A 14,226-nucleotide genomic window follows, 5' to 3' on the forward strand; every position below is an offset into this window, starting at 1 on the left:
CGCAGTGGCACAGCAAAAAACAAGAATTATTATGCTGTTTTTGTGAATTTATATCCAAAATTAATTTTGACTAAACCACTAGTCTGCCCGCACAAGATGACCGGCAGATGACAAAGCAGGTGATGGCTTCAAACCTGCGGTTGAGCCACAGGCCGCACCCCCAGTAAATGGCAGATGGCATAACTTAACTCGCTCCGGTTCAAAGTGTAAAAATGGAAATGCTCCACCCCTTCCCGGCTTAATACTTTGACCATTTCCATCGCAACATTGGCGGCTACCAGATTGCGGGTGGTGGCATCCTGTTCCAGGCCTGCATAGGCATTATGCATCCAGCCGGGTACAGCAACATTGGTCAGTGCGGCGAACTTCAGCAACTGCTGGAAGTTGGTAACCGGCAGAATACCAGGGATAATGTCCACATCGATACCGACAGCCGCGCAGCGATCCCGGTAGCGTAGAAACTTTTCTGCATCAAAAAAGAACTGGGTAATGGCGCGGGAAGCACCGGCATCGACTTTGCGCTTCAGGTTTAGCAGATCAAACTGTGCATTCGGTGCTTCCGGATGCACCTCGGGATAAGCTGCGACAGAGATATCAAAGTCGGCTACTGAACGCAGGATCTCGACCAGATCAGCAGCATACAGGGCTGGCTTGGCGGTGGTACCCGCTGGCAGATCGCCTCGCAGCGCGACGATGTGCCGGATGCCATTGTCCCAGTAATCCCGGGCGATTTGCTTCAGCTCATCCACACTGGCATCCACACAGGTCAGGTGGGGAGCGGCAATCAACCCAGTCCGTTGCTTGATGGATTTGATAATGTCGTGGGTACGATCACGCTCACCGGAGTTGGCGCCATAGGTCACCGAAACAAAACTGGGAGCTAAAGGTGCTAAACGTTCAATCGATTGCCACAGCGTCTGTTCCATTTGCTCAGTTTTGGGTGGAAAAAACTCGAAACTGACTTTGGTTTTCCCTTGCACGTCGTGCAGGTTGCGGTTAATCGCTTCTAAAAATTGGGCATGAGCAAAGGACATTTACGACGACCTCGATAAATTAGCAGGAGTGGACAGCAACAACTGACGGCTCAGTTGAGCCAGATCCGCATGCACGCCACCGGCGGTTACGGTGCGGCCAGCCCCTGGACCTTTGATCACCAAAGGCAGCTGTTGATACCAATCAGACTCAATCACAAAAACATTATCGCACGGCTGAATAGCAGCCAGTGGATCGGTTTCCGGCACCACGACCAGCCGGACACAGGCATCTACGCCATCATCCGTCAGAGTAAGCTCACCAACATACCGCAGTTGCTTGGGTGATGCCTGTGCAGATGCCTGAACAAGGTGCTGCTGCATCAAAGCATCAAATTCTGCCCGCTGTTGCCAGAAATCATCCCAGCTGGCGCCAGCCAGGGCTTCTGGCAGTAACGGTTCCAGCCTGATATCGGCTAAATCCAATGAACACCCCAGCTCACGCGCCAACACCAGCAATTTGCGCTGCACATCACGACCGGATAAATCTTCACGCGGATCCGGCTCGGTGTAACCCAGTGCTTTTGCTTGCAGCAGTAAGTCTGAAAATGCGGTGCGGCCATCATAAAGACAGAGCAGCCAGGATAAGGTCCCGGAGAAAATCCCACTGATACGCCGCACAGTGTCGCCGGCTGCTTGGAGCTCATTGAGAGCCCGTTGCACCGGCAAGCCGGCGCCGACCGTGGTATTACTTAGCCACTGCAACTTTTGTTCACTTAACAGAGTTCGGATCCGCTGATACTGAGGCTCTGGCAAAGTGACGCCTTGTTTGTTTGCACTGATAATATGACAACCAGCAGCGATAAAGTCCGGGTACTGTTCGGCCAGAGCCTGGCTTGGCGTTAAATCAATCAATACTTTAGGGGCCGGTAAGCGGGCAATTTCAGCCAGTAAAGCCTGCTGCTGCAAAGATACGGCCTGTTGCAGCAGTGAAGGCAACTCCTGCACAGCGGCTGGCTTTAGCACCATCTGGCGTGAATTAAATACCGCAGCCAGCTGCAAACCATGGCTACCCTCGCAGCGCTGTTGATGGCCCGGCAATAAACGTAAAAACTCAGACCCCACATTGCCGGTACCGGCAACAATCAATTGAATGTCCGGACGCGGTTGAGTGCAATAGTGATGCAGTTCGGCAAAACTCACGGCAGATAACTCCTGTTCAAATAACCACACGGCCAGCTCTTTGCTTTGATAAGTATGCGCAGGTTGCAGCCGCTGCAAACAGGCCGCAACATCAGCCGGCAGCGCCTCCTGCTGCACCGGTGCCGGCTTTAACCAGGCCACCGCATAGTACGCAGTGGTATCATGCACCGCATGCACCTCGTGCTCAGCCAATAGCTGTACCGCCCGATCCGCCACCTTGGAGGGCAATAACCACAAATTCCCCTGCTCGCTTTGCTGCAAGGTCACCACTGGTTGCTGCAACTCAGTCGCCAGCCAGTGGGCATCAAAACCATGCAAATCGTGCACACTAAGGAGCACCATCTGCTGTAAATCAGTGACAAAACTGGCCTGGCAGCTGGCATTCGGCACAATCTGGCAACCCTGTCGTGTCGGTTCAAAGCTGGAGCGCACCTGCAGCTGCATCTGGCTGTTGTATAAAGGAGCCAGCGTCCGTGCATGCAACACCGGATTTCCAAGCTCCGCCAGCAAGCAGGCCTGACGCCAGCTCACCTGATGATAAGGATGGGCTGCCGCTAAGCGACGTGGGTCACCACTGTAAATCGCATCCACATCGGTCCAGATATGCACCTGCTCTGCCTGCACCAGCCGTCCTAAAATGGTCGCGGAGTAATCGCTGCCATTGCGTCCCAGTGTCAGGCTGTGTCCGGCTGGATCGCGCGCAATAAAGCCAGTGACAACCTGAATGCCTGCTGTTCGAAGCGAAAGCAAATACTGTTCAGATTCATCCCAGCGGATCTGTTGACCATCCACGGTCAAAAATTTGCGGCTATCCAGCCAGTCTGCTGATAAGCCGGATTGACGCAATAACCTACTGAGCAAGAGTGCAGATAACGACTCACCCAGTGCCAGTACATCCGCTGTTTGACCTGCCTGCACCAAGGCCGGCAACCCTGCCAGCCAAAGGGCTAACTCAGCCAGTACTTCTGCTTGCAAGGAGCCTGACAGGGTTTGGCAAACCAGCTCCGTTAAATCGTCCCTCAGCTTTGCCACGGCCAACTCAATCGCAGCATCCTGCCCGGTCAACTCCAGTAAGGCACAGAGCTGATCGGTGGTTTTACCCGGAGCTGATACCACCAGCCAGCAATCACGGTCTGGTTGCCAATCATGCGGCAGCATGCTATCTGTCACGATCTGCTTCACTATGGCTGCTACCGCCTGAAACCGGCTGGCATTCGCCAGGCTGGTACCACCAAACTTATGCACCTGGCTGCGATTGCTACGCCACGGTTTGGTTAAAGCTTGTGTTGTCATCATCTCACCATAAAGCGGTCAAAGCCGGACTAAGCGACAATGACGGCGAAAACTCTTGTTTATTGCCGGCAGTATCCCCTGCATCGGTCACTGCAGCGGCTGCTTTGTCACTGGCCAGGTTGCCTGTTGAATGACCCTTTGGCTTGCCGGATTGACTGGCGGCTTCCAACACAGCAAACCCCTGTGCTAAATCCGCCAGGAGATCATCAATGCCTTCAATGCCAACCGACAAACGCAGCAGCGTTGGTCCGATGCCAGCGGTTGCTTGCGCTTCTGCGCTCATGGATGCATGCGTCATACTGCCTGGATGGCAGATCAAACTCTCAATGCCACCCAGTGATTGCGCCAGCGTGAAGCACTGCAGCGCATCCAGAAAGCCCTGTAATAAAGCAGGTTCTACCGCCAGATCAAAGCTCAGCATGGCACCAAAGCCCTGCTGCTGTGTCTTGGCAATGGCATGGCCCGGGTGCTCGGGCAAACCTGGGTAATAGACTTTGCTGACCAGCGGCTGTTGCTGTAAAAAAGCAACGATCCGCTCTGCATTCGCCTGATGTTGCTGCATTCTTGGCAATAAAGTTCGCAGCCCCCGCAAGGTCATGTACGCATCGAAGGCGGCACCGGTAATGCCCAGACAATTGGCCCACCATTTTAGTTCATCGCCAACGACTTGATCGGCGCAAATCACAGCACCAGCGACCACATCACTGTGACCATTGATGTACTTGGTGGTGGAGTGCACCACGATATCAGCTCCCAGGGCCAGTGGTTGTTGCAGCACCGGTGTCAGAAAGGTGTTATCCACCACCACTTTGGAACCCAGCGTCTTTGCCAACTGGCACACCGCCCGGATATCGGTAATTTGCAGCAATGGATTGCTCGGAGTTTCCAGCCAGATCATTGCGGGTTTGGCGGCCTGAATACGTTCGGCCCAGTCACCTTGCTGAAAATTCACAATCGCCAGCTTAAAACTGCGCTTGCGCTCGGCCAGGTTGGTAAAGAGTCGGTAACTGCCGCCATAGCAGTCGTGCGGGATCACTAGCGTGTCTTCCGGCGTTAACAGTTGCAACGCCAACACGCAAGCCGACATACCAGTATTGGTCACGATGGCTTTGGCTCCGCCTTCCAGCTCCGCCAAAGCATCAGCCAGCAAATCGCGAGTTGGGTTGTTGGAGCGGCTGTAGTCATAAGCTCCAGCCTTGCCAAGCGCCTTTAATCGATAGGTAGTCGTCAGGTACATCGGCGGCGTCACTGCTTCATGGGCTGAGTCCTGAGCAATACCTGCCCGGGCTGCTATGGTAGCAAAGTGACGTTGGCTCATGCTGAAGCTCCTGAGTTATTTGGATGTTTAGACGTCTAAAAGTATAACCAGATAAATGGCGATGTCAAAACTTTTCTCTGCTAAGATAAAGCTAATTGCCGGATGGCTATTTGACTGGAACGCCAAAAGAGTTAAAATTTCGGCACTTGCTACCACCCGATGCAGCAATGGATTGAAAGTGCGGGCGGTGAAGCATCCAACGACAACAACTACAAGGTATTGTTATGGCTAAATGGAATGGTGAATACATTCACCCCTACGCGGAACACGGTAAAAAATCCGAACAAGTCAAAAAAATTACTGTGTCTATTCCGCTGAATGTTCTGAAGGTTTTAACCGATGAACGCACACGGCGGCAGGTCAACAACCTGCGCCATGCCACCAACAGTGAATTGCTGTGTGAAGCTTTTTTGCATGCCTTTACCGGCCAGCCATTGCCGGGCGATGACGATCTGCGAAAAGACAGCCCGCATCAGATCCCACAGGAAGTACGTGATATTCTGACCAGCATGGGCAAGCCTATCCCGGAAATCATTGAAGCCGAAAGCGCTGAAGATTAAGCAGATCTTCAAGCAAAAAACCGCAGCCAAGCTGCGGTTTTTTTACCGGCTTGTTCAACTTTAAATACGAGCCACACCTGAGGCGATAGCCGCCTCGGCAACCGCTTTAGAAACCCGCTCCAGTAAGCGTGGGTCCATCGGCTTGGGGATAATGTAGTGTGGTCCGAACTCAAGCGACGCGACCTCGGCTGCTTTTAACACCGCCTCTGGCACCGGCTCTTTGGCGATGCTACGAATCGCTTCGACCGCCGCGATTTTCATCTCATCGTTGATCACGCTGGCCCGCACATCCAAAGCCCCCCGGAAAATAAAGGGGAAGCACAGCACATTATTCACCTGATTAGGGTAATCCGAACGGCCGGTGGCCATAATAATATCGCTGCGGGTGGCGTGAGCCAGTTCAGGCTTAATTTCCGGATCGGGGTTGGAGCAGGCAAAAATCACCGGCTTATCGGCCATCAGTTTCAGTGCTTCAGCTGGCAAGACATCCGGGCCGGATACCCCAACAAACACATCGGCGCCTTCAAGCGCGTCTTCCAGCGTGCGCTTATCGGTGTTATTGGCAAACAGCTTTTTGTACTCGTTCAGATCGTCGCGGCGGGTGTGGATCACCCCTTTGGTATCCAGCATGTAAATGTATTCACGCTTGGCACCGCATTTGATCAACAGCTCCATGCAGGCAATGGCCGCAGCACCCGCCCCCATACAGACGATGGTGGCTTTACTGATATCTTTGCCCTGAATTTCCAGTGCATTCAGCATACCAGCAGCCGTGACGATGGCGGTGCCATGCTGATCATCATGAAACACCGGAATATTGCAGCGCTTGATCAGTTCCTTTTCAATTTCAAAGCACTCTGGCGCCTTGATGTCTTCGAGGTTAATGCCACCGAAGGTATCAGCAATGTTGGCCACGGTGTTGATAAACTCTTCAGTGGTGCGGTGGCTGACTTCAATATCAATCGAGTCCAGGTTAGCAAAGCGTTTGAATAACAGTGCCTTGCCCTCCATTACTGGCTTGGAGGCCATAGGCCCCAGATTGCCCAGGCCCAAAATGGCCGAGCCATTGGAAATGACCGCCACCAGATTGCCTTTGGCGGTATACTTGTAAACATCGTCCGGGTTTTCGGCAATGCAGCGCACCGGCTCAGCCACACCCGGGCTGTACGCCAGCGCCAGATCGCGCACAGTCTCCGCAGGTTTACTGATTTCGATACTGATCTTGCCTGGAGTAGGCTCGGCATGGTACTTCAGTGCTTGTGCTTTAAAATCGGACATGATGATTTCCTGAATGATTTGTAGGGTGCATTCGGGCCAATTGCTTGGCCATAAGCGGCGGGCTTGATGCAAGGCTGTTATTTTATCCGCTGGAGTTGCGGAAAAGAATCATTGTTCTGCACCTCGTACCAGTAGCCACGACCATCCAAAGATTAGTGCATTTACTCTGGATGTAAAGCCGTCTGGAATGATTTATAGCAAGTTTTCACAGCTTCGCCAAGCCTGCAAAAGCAGCAGCCGCTGCCGCAATGCAGAAGGATGCAGCCAGACTGGATGCTCATGCAGCAGCTGCTGCTGCCAGCCCTGATAGGGCTGACAAGACACTGTGCTCAATTGCATAAATTTTTTTTACGCTGTTTCAGGTGCATCAATACGGAAAAAGCGGATCGCCAGTGGGTAATTCTCAATCACACCATCTTTGGCTTTGATGGCACCTAGCACCGTAAAAGCGATGGAGCAGATCATCAGCGCCAACAGCATTGGGAAGCCAATGATGATCACCGTCAGCAATAAGGAGGCAAAAGCATAGAGCACAAAGCTCAAGATCCAGTTAAAGATCACTTTGCCATGTCGATCGATGGTACTGTCTTCATTACGCGACAACCACATCACCAGCGGCACCACCCAGCCCAATACTGGCAGGATAAACACACACAACTGCGCCAAATGCATCAGCATGGTGTAATTGTGGGTTTGCAGGAAAAACTGCTGCAGACTGGTTGAGGACTGCACAAGAATCTTCTGCTTTTGCTCAGCAAACTCCTGCTCGGTCAGAATGCCTTTTTCCCGCAATTCGTTTAGTTTTTCCAGTTGCTGCACATCCATAAAGCCGCCTGTTTGCTCGTTATTTTAAACAACTTAGCCAAAGTTGCGCCAAACAGCAACTTGAACTTAACGCTCCCAGTAAGCTTCTTCCAGGCTGTCTTCCCGCTCTGGCAAGCCTTTACTAAGCCGGGAGGCGTACTGCACTAAAATTTCATAACTGACCCGGTTGGCGTACTTGCAGATCTGGGCAAAAGACGAGTAGGCCAGATAAGGCTGCTCATGTTTACTCGACATAGGCTGCAGCTGTCGATGATGATGATTAGCGGCCATATCATGCAACAAGGCCGCTAAGGCGCCATCGCCAGCGCCATTGGTATTGGCGATACGCTCCGGCCCCCCCAGGTAGGGATCAATGTGCGAATAGACTTTCAGCGGCTGATTGCAATCACGCCGGAGCATCGGCCGGCTGAATTCAAAACGGTTGAAATCGGCCAGACTGCCGGACTTGATGGGATGACTGGTTTCGCGCTTTAATGCCTCATCGGTGTATCCACACAAATAAAGACCATCAGCACCGGCAGTAATCAGCACCATATCAACCCATTCCAGAATGGCCTCAGCAGCCAGCAAAGGGTCTTCGTGTCCGGTCAGTGCTTCTGCTTCCTGTTCATTCATGGCCAGAATTTGCACATGCTGACTGGCGGTGTGCTGAATCGTACTACGCAGCTCCTCCACCAGGTGACGGGTACCCAGGCTCATCACCACCGGCACCTCCGCCTGATTGGCCAGTTGCAAGGTATGCTGCATGGCAGCAATGATTGGCTGACCGGTGGCACGCAGTGGATAAGCACTCAGCACCAATGCGGAGGCATTGGTGACCAGCTCAGCCGGAATACCTGCTGCTGTTAACTGATCCATATCCCCCGGATCAATCACAAAAGTACGCTCACCATCCGGCGTAATTAAGGTAATACCACGACCGACATCGCCCTGCACTGCTTGCAGATGGTTCAAATCAACCTTGCTGCTGGTATGACACAGATAATGGTAGGCTGGCGAGCCGAGGGTGATATTGGCCGACATGACCCCAAGCAACACCGATTTATCATCGGCCAGCACAGAGTAATTGTGCACTGTATTGCCAATGGTGCCACCGGCAAAGTGATCGGAAATCGCCCCCAGGCTTAGCAACTGCTGATAAATGCGATCAGCTTTGTCGTGTTCGACCAGATTGGATAAACCTTTGCCAATGCCATGCTGCAACAAAAAGGCATCATCGACTTTGGCAACCACATCGACAATCACCTGATCCAGCCCCAGCACGTAAGTATCGCGCCTTGGGTCGACCTCAAAGCGAGGCAGCTCCGGCTTGGGAGCCGACACCGGAAAGTAGTGTTTAATTTTGCGATGACCTGGAAACTTCATCTGATTAGCTGCCTCTGGCGCGAAAAAAGGGGCGCTAGTGTACTTGATTGCCTGGCTTCAGGCTACTTCGTCACGCAGAAAAACCAATTCATTGGCGCTGGACTCTCGCGCACTGTAATAGTAGCCGCCAGCACTGAAGTCTTTCAGCTGTTCAATGGTTTCTACCCGATGGGTGATCACATAACGGGCCATCATGCCTCTGGCCTTTTTCGCATAGAAGCTAATCACCTTGTACTGACCATTTTTGCAATCTTTAAATTGCACATTCAGCACCTTGGCTTGCAGCGCCTTGGGACGCACCGCTTTAAAATATTCCTGCGATGCTAAATTTAATAGCAGCTCAGAGTCCAGCGCAGCGAGCTGTTGGTTCAACTGCTCGCTGATCCGATCCTGCCAAAAGGCATACAAGGTATCACCGGCCGGATTTTTCAGCCGGGTGCCCATTTCCAGCCGGTAAGCCTGCATCAAGTCAAGCGGCCGCAGTACGCCATACAGGCCACTTAAGATCCGTAAATGCTGTTGCGCATAGTGCAGATCTTCGGCTGTCAAACTGCTGGCATCCAGCCCCTGATAGACATCACCATTAAAAGCAAATAAGGCTGGACTGGCATTATCTTTGGTAAATGGCAGCTGCCAATCGGCAAAGCGTGCCGCGTTGAGCCCCGCCAACTTATCACTTAGTTTCATCAGCTTAGCGATATCTACCGGGGTTAGTTGTTGGCAAATATCGATCAGTTGCCTGGCATCAGCCAGCATGGCCGGCTCGGTAACATCACTGATGGGTGATTGGCGTTGCATCGACAGATCTTTGGCAGGAGAAATCACCATTAGCATTCTATGAAATCCTCTTTTTCAGCGCTTGGGCTAGCCTGATGCAGCAGACGACAGCGTGAGCGCGGGTAACTTGTAATGAGCAGAAAGTTGCTGATGTAGGACAGCAAAACGTTGCTGACTAACCGGTTCCAGCTGACTTTGTTGTAGCGTCTGGCACAGCGTGGCGGCAGCGGCTTGCAATTTAGGGCTGGCTGGTAGGCTCGCCAGGGTCTGCCATAAGCTTAACGCTAACTGACTATTGCCCGGTACATACAAAAAAGCCTGCCATAACCGGCTGAGAGCCTGGTTCAGTGACTGCTCCCGATAATTCACCTGGCCCTGCTGCATCAAGGCTTTCGCTGTTTTCCATAAAGCAGGGATCTGCTGCTGCCAGTGCTGACTGTAAGCCAGCTCAACAGCTCCGGTTAAATCGTCCGCAAAAGCATGGTGCAGCAATCGCTCCATCACAGCTTCAGCTTGCTTCACATCCGCCATCGCTAACTTTAACCATGCTAAATCGATGTTGGCTTCAACTGAGCAGCTTGCTATATCGCTCTGCTCTGCACTAGCCAGCCATTGCTTTGCCTGCTGCAATTTGCCTTGCAACAATGCGATACGGGCCTGCACCAACAAAAGTTCAGGTTGCAGTGCCTCGGTAAAAAAACGTTTTGGCAGCAGCTGCAACGACTCTTCAGCTTTACTCAGTAGTGGGCTCAGCTTCAGCGACTTGCTCTGCATGGCTTTTAACAGCAGCATGCGCGCCGGGTTTAGATAATGTTGTGCTGAGTCGAGCACACTATAACGATGCTGCTGGCTGGCTTTTTGCCAGCAACGAATGGCCTCATCCGGCTGCTGACTCAGGCAGGCCAGAGTTGCTTGCACCTGCAATACTTCGACCGATTGCGGTAGCGCACGGGCTAAATCCTGACACAGCGCCAATGCCTGCTCTGGCTGCTGTTGTCTTAAGGCCAGCCGAATGAGCCAGTCCAGTGCTTCAGGCCGTGTTTCTTCCGCTTTACTTAACACCGTTAGCAGGCTGCCTGCTTTTTCCAGCTCCTCAAGTTGAAACTGCGCTATGGCATGGCCTAGCAAAGCCCAGCTTAGCTCCCTGCTTTGCAATATCTGCTGATACAAGTGCGCAGCCAGCTTAGGCTGCTGATGGCGTAGCAATAACTCACCTTTTAAACGCAGTGCATAAAGCGCATAAGCTGGCGTTTCCCTGACCACCCGATCACACTCAGCCAAAGCTTCCGCTGGTGCGTCCGGCAAGGCCTGAAATACTTTACGAACCACCAGCCGCTGCTGTATAGCCCTGGCCAGTCGTTTCTCAAGTGTCAGATAGGTAAAGGGTTTTTGAATGTAACAGTCCGGTTGCCGCTCACACAAACCAAACACCGGCTGGCGCATCGTCTCAGCACTGAGTAGGACAAAACAACAGCCAGCTTTGAGTAGTTCACGCTTTTTTAATGCATCAAACAGTTGAGCACCATTTAAGCCATCACCTAGCTGAAAGTCAGCTAGAATAAAATCAAAGCTGTGCAGCTCTGCTTTTTCCAAAGCAGCCGAGGCATCAGCAACAGCGGTAATGTGTTCGAAACCAATCTGCTGTAGCATACCCCGAATGGATGCTCGGATGGGTTCGCAATCATCGACCAACAGAATACGTTTTGTTTGGTAAAAACTGCTTTGGAAAATCATGGACATCCTGTGATAAGTTTCCCGGCATGAGCGGTGCTGGCTGGCCCATAACCGCACTATAGTAATATCGGCTGGTCTGCGCAATGGCTTTTACCGCAGCGCCCAAATCAAAACCGCAGGAAAGGCAACGGTTATGTTGTAATTTTCCTACATTAATTTATTATAAACGCTGAAAATCGTTTTTTTCGGCCTAAATGACGGTAATTAAACAATATGAGTACGCTACTTGATCAGCTAAAAGCCGTGACCACCGTGGTTGCAGATACCGGTGATTTGGATTCCATCGCTCAGTTTAAACCAGTCGATGCCACCACCAACCCATCCTTGTTGCTCAATGCCAGCCAACAGGCATCCAGTCAGTCCACTCTGAGTGATGCTATTCATTATGCCAAAGCGAAGGCTACGGGCAGCCAGGCGCAGCTGGAACTGGCCTGCGATAAGTTTGCGGTGGATATTGGCACGGCTATCAGCAAACTGGTGCCAGGCCGGGTCTCGACCGAAGTAGATGCCCGTTTATCTTTTGATACCCAAGCGACCATTGCTAAAGCCCGTCAGTTGATTGCACTTTATCAGGAAAATGGCGTTGGACCTGAGCGCGTTCTGATTAAAATCGCCTCCACCTGGGAAGGGATTCAGGCCGCCAGAGTGTTGGAGCAAGAAGGCATTCAGTGCAACCTGACCTTATTGTTTCATAAAGCCCAGGCCATTGCCTGTGCCGAAGCCGGCGTTTTTCTGATTTCGCCTTTTGTTGGCCGCATTTTGGATTGGTACAAAGCAGCCACCGGCCAGGACTACACCGCAGAGACCGATCCTGGTGTTTTGTCCGTGCGGGATATCTATCAGTATTACAAACAGCATGGTTACGCCACCATCGTGATGGGCGCCAGCTTTCGTAACACTGGCGAAGTACTGGCACTAGCCGGCTGCGATCGCCTGACCATCAGTCCAGCTCTGTTGCAGGCGCTGTCTCAGCAGCAGGGAGAGCTGACCGTGCACTTACAGGATCTAGGTGCTTCATCACCACAGCCGGCAGCTATGACCGAAGCCGCCTTTCGCTGGGCATTGAATGAAGACGCCATGGCCACCGAAAAGTTGGCTGAAGGTATTCGTAAATTTGCCGCCGATCAGCGCAAGCTGGAGCAACTGCTCCAGCAGCAACTATGACTAACCATCGCAGAAGGATCCCATTATGAGCGCCCCCTGGCAGGCTCTGCAGCAACTGGCTGCTGAGCCTTTTTCACTGCGTCAGGCATTTTCAGACGATGCTGAACGCGCCCAACGCTATCAACTGGCTGCCTGTGGCATTGAACTGGATTATTCCAAAAACCTGATCAATGAACAACGCTGGCAGCAGTTGCTGGCACTGGCTAAGCAGAGTGAGCTGTGCCAACTTCGCTCGCGTATGGTAGCCGGTGAAGCCATCAACCATACCGAACAGCGCAGTGTTGGCCATATGCGTTTACGCTTGCCGGAGCATGCGCTCACCACTTTGGATGATCAGGCAGTCGCTACCGAAATTCGTAGCTGCCGCCAGCAGATGACAGCGCTGGTCAATCAACTGCATGCACAAAGCTATCTGGGCTATCAGGGTCAACCGATCACCGATTTGATCTGGGTGGGAATTGGCGGCTCCCTGCTGGGCCCTCAAATGGCCTGCGAGGCGCTCAACCCGTTCAATCAAAGCCCGGTAAAAATCCACTTTGCCGGCAATATTGATGGCGCTGTGGTGCATGATCTCTGCCAGACCCTGAAGCCGGAAACCAGCCTGGTGGTGGTAGCGTCCAAATCCTTCGGGACCGAAGAAACCCGGCAGAATGCGCTGAGCCTGCGGCAATGGTTCCTCGACCATGGGGCTGATCAGGCTGCCATTACCCGGCATTTTTGGGCTACCAGCTCCAACATTCAGGCTGCGGCTGATTTTGGCATCATGCCCGAGCATATTTTGCCGATGTGGGATTGGGTGGGCGGCCGCTACTCCATTTGGTCGGCCATTGGCTTGCCGTTGGCGCTGCAGCTTGGCAATGAGCAGTTTGAGCAATTCCTGGCTGGTGCCCATGCGATGGATCAGCACTTCTTGCAGGCTGATCTAGCCAACAACATGCCTGTGGTACTGGCGCTGCTGGGGATTTGGTACATCAATGGCATGGGCTGTCAAAGCCAGGCCTTGTTGCCCTACAACCATTATCTGCGTTTGCTACCATCTTATGTACAGCAACTGGATATGGAAAGTAACGGCAAACAGGTGGATCATGCCGGTCAACCGCTGCCTTGCGCCACAGCACCCGTCATTTGGGGGGATGCTGGTACCAATGGTCAACATGCTTACCATCAACTGCTGCATCAAAGCCAGCTGGTTATTCCGGCTGATTTTATCCTGGCAGCTAAACCCCAGCATGCCCTAACGGATCATCATCTGAGACTGGCAGCGCACTGCTTTGCCCAAACGCAAGCGCTGATGCAGGGCAAAACCATCGCAGAAGCCAAAGCCGAGTGCCTGGCACAAGGCATGAGCGAGCAGCACGCTGCCATGCTGGCACCACATAAAGCATCCCCCGGCAACAAACCCAGCAATACCTTGCTGCTGCCAGAGCTGTCTCCCTTCTATCTGGGAGCCTTGCTGGCGCTGTATGAGCACAAGGTGTTTTGTCAGGGGGCAATTTGGCAGCTGAACTCCTTTGATCAATGGGGAGTAGAGCTTGGGAAACAGCTATCAGGCCCTATTTATCAGGCGCTTAATGGCAAGCCGGCTCCGTTTGACAGCTCCACCTCGGGCTTACTGGCTAGCCTACAAAGACATCTGACCAGTAGCAAAACAGGATAAAATGTCATCATGTTGTCACTCTGAACCTTTATTTTTAATAAAGTCTATGGTACACCTTTGTTGAAAATAACAACAACATCA

General features: G+C 52.4%; 11 protein-coding genes. 3 read left to right on the forward strand and 8 right to left on the reverse strand.

The annotated features are described in order from the left end of the window. Nucleotides 1-128: 128 nt before the first annotated feature. Genes metF through metB form a run of 3 tightly spaced genes read right to left on the reverse strand, consistent with a single transcriptional unit; the run spans nucleotide 129 to nucleotide 4,785 of the window. On the reverse strand, nucleotides 129-1,034 hold the full coding sequence (gene metF / locus QWY20_RS06205) for a methylenetetrahydrofolate reductase (protein ID WP_330128165.1): 906 nt from the start codon (nucleotides 1,032-1,034) through the stop codon (nucleotides 129-131). Beyond that, entirely contained in the window at nucleotides 1,035-3,467 is a 2,433-nt protein-coding gene (gene metL / locus QWY20_RS06210; protein ID WP_330128166.1) for a bifunctional aspartate kinase/homoserine dehydrogenase II, read from the reverse strand. Between the two features lie 4 nt (nucleotides 3,468-3,471). Beyond that, the gene (gene metB / locus QWY20_RS06215; RefSeq protein WP_330128167.1) at nucleotides 3,472-4,785 is read right to left on the reverse strand and encodes a cystathionine gamma-synthase; all 1,314 of its coding nucleotides are present in this window, start codon (nucleotides 4,783-4,785) and stop codon (nucleotides 3,472-3,474) included. 224 nt (nucleotides 4,786-5,009) lie between these two features. On the opposite strand from metB, the gene metJ reads away from it, so the two are divergent. Continuing rightward, entirely contained in the window at nucleotides 5,010-5,345 is a 336-nt protein-coding gene (gene metJ, locus QWY20_RS06220) for a met regulon transcriptional regulator MetJ (RefSeq protein ID WP_330128168.1), read from the forward strand. A gap of 60 nt (nucleotides 5,346-5,405) precedes the next feature. Here the strand turns inward: metJ and QWY20_RS06225 are convergent, their stop codons facing one another. The 5 genes from QWY20_RS06225 to QWY20_RS06245 all read right to left on the reverse strand — a co-directional run bounded on the left by QWY20_RS06225 (nucleotide 5,406) and on the right by QWY20_RS06245 (nucleotide 11,330). Then, complete coding sequence (locus QWY20_RS06225) at nucleotides 5,406-6,623, reverse strand: malic enzyme-like NAD(P)-binding protein (protein ID WP_330128169.1); 1,218 nt, start codon at nucleotides 6,621-6,623, stop codon at nucleotides 5,406-5,408. Between the two features lie 348 nt (nucleotides 6,624-6,971). Continuing rightward, on the reverse strand, nucleotides 6,972-7,448 hold the full coding sequence (locus QWY20_RS06230) for a DUF4870 domain-containing protein (protein WP_330128170.1): 477 nt from the start codon (nucleotides 7,446-7,448) through the stop codon (nucleotides 6,972-6,974). 66 nt (nucleotides 7,449-7,514) lie between these two features. Next, a complete protein-coding gene (locus tag QWY20_RS06235; protein ID WP_330128171.1) occupies nucleotides 7,515-8,813 on the reverse strand; it encodes an inosine/guanosine kinase in 1,299 nt (432 codons plus the stop codon). Nucleotides 8,814-8,870: 57 nt separating this feature from the next. Then, nucleotides 8,871-9,647 (reverse strand): peroxide stress protein YaaA, encoded by a 777-nt coding sequence (yaaA, locus tag QWY20_RS06240; RefSeq protein ID WP_330128172.1) that lies wholly within the window; start codon nucleotides 9,645-9,647, stop codon nucleotides 8,871-8,873. A 30-nt stretch (nucleotides 9,648-9,677) separates the two neighbouring features. Continuing rightward, a complete protein-coding gene (locus QWY20_RS06245; RefSeq protein ID WP_330128173.1) occupies nucleotides 9,678-11,330 on the reverse strand; it encodes a response regulator in 1,653 nt (550 codons plus the stop codon). Nucleotides 11,331-11,537: 207 nt separating this feature from the next. Here QWY20_RS06245 and tal point away from each other — a divergent pair, with 207 nt between their 5' ends. Then, nucleotides 11,538-12,488 carry a transaldolase gene (gene tal / locus QWY20_RS06250; protein WP_330128174.1) on the forward strand — a complete coding sequence of 317 codons (951 nt, stop codon included), beginning with the start codon at nucleotides 11,538-11,540 and terminating at the stop codon, nucleotides 12,486-12,488. A gap of 25 nt (nucleotides 12,489-12,513) precedes the next feature. Next, the gene (gene pgi / locus QWY20_RS06255) at nucleotides 12,514-14,145 is read left to right on the forward strand and encodes a glucose-6-phosphate isomerase (RefSeq protein WP_330128175.1); all 1,632 of its coding nucleotides are present in this window, start codon (nucleotides 12,514-12,516) and stop codon (nucleotides 14,143-14,145) included. The last annotated feature ends 81 nt before the right edge of the window (nucleotides 14,146-14,226 follow it).

The organism is Alkalimonas cellulosilytica (assembly GCF_036325985.1).
GTDB classification, from domain to species: Bacteria; Pseudomonadota; Gammaproteobacteria; order Enterobacterales; family Alteromonadaceae; genus Alkalimonas; species Alkalimonas cellulosilytica.

Bases quoted from the DNA above. Each gene is read 5' to 3' on its own strand.
- QWY20_RS06245 (WP_330128173.1), bottom strand. From the start codon at position 11,330: ATGTCCATGATTTTCCAAAGCAGTTTTTACCAAACAAAACGTATTCTG.
- metL (WP_330128166.1), bottom strand. From the start codon at position 3,467: ATGACAACACAAGCTTTAACCAAACCGTGGCGTAGCAATCGCAGCCAG.
- metF (WP_330128165.1), bottom strand. From the start codon at position 1,034: ATGTCCTTTGCTCATGCCCAATTTTTAGAAGCGATTAACCGCAACCTG.
- pgi (WP_330128175.1), top strand. From the start codon at position 12,514: ATGAGCGCCCCCTGGCAGGCTCTGCAGCAACTGGCTGCTGAGCCTTTT.
- QWY20_RS06225 (WP_330128169.1), bottom strand. From the start codon at position 6,623: ATGTCCGATTTTAAAGCACAAGCACTGAAGTACCATGCCGAGCCTACT.
- QWY20_RS06235 (WP_330128171.1), bottom strand. From the start codon at position 8,813: ATGAAGTTTCCAGGTCATCGCAAAATTAAACACTACTTTCCGGTGTCG.
- metB (WP_330128167.1), bottom strand. From the start codon at position 4,785: ATGAGCCAACGTCACTTTGCTACCATAGCAGCCCGGGCAGGTATTGCT.
- tal (WP_330128174.1), top strand. From the start codon at position 11,538: ATGAGTACGCTACTTGATCAGCTAAAAGCCGTGACCACCGTGGTTGCA.
- QWY20_RS06230 (WP_330128170.1), bottom strand. From the start codon at position 7,448: ATGGATGTGCAGCAACTGGAAAAACTAAACGAATTGCGGGAAAAAGGC.
- yaaA (WP_330128172.1), bottom strand. From the start codon at position 9,647: ATGCTAATGGTGATTTCTCCTGCCAAAGATCTGTCGATGCAACGCCAA.
- metJ (WP_330128168.1), top strand. From the start codon at position 5,010: ATGGCTAAATGGAATGGTGAATACATTCACCCCTACGCGGAACACGGT.